Origin of the sequence: Rhodococcus sp. PAE-6, assembly GCF_025290685.1 — a bacterium.
Lineage (GTDB): Bacteria > Actinomycetota > Actinomycetes > Mycobacteriales > Mycobacteriaceae > Rhodococcus > Rhodococcus pyridinivorans.
The window spans coordinates 1-238 of sequence record NZ_JAOCLZ010000226.1 but is presented as its reverse complement, the minus strand read 5'-3'; the positions used below and the strand labels follow the sequence as shown (position 1 = coordinate 238).

Below are 238 nucleotides of genomic sequence, written 5' to 3'. Positions count from 1 at the left end.
GGGCGGCGAGTTCGGCCTGGGCGTCCGGGTCGGTCTTGACGCGCTCCTGCGCTTCGTACGAAAACGCCAGCGAATCACGCACCTTCGGACCGAGCCCGGCTGTGTCCGCATCGTCGTAATTGGTGCCGAACCAACCCGTGCGCCAATCGGGAAGGAACACTGGGTCGATCAGCACGTTGCGCGGGTCGGTCGGTCCACCGGTAAGTGTGCCGCCGCCCGGGCCGTCCCCGAACTGGAC

Annotated in this window: 1 pseudogene; it reads right to left on the bottom strand. The window is 67.6% G+C overall.

Annotated elements, in window-relative coordinates:
- Nucleotides 1-238 (bottom strand): annotated as a pseudogene (locus NVV99_RS26845) (hypothetical protein); the annotation flags it as partial.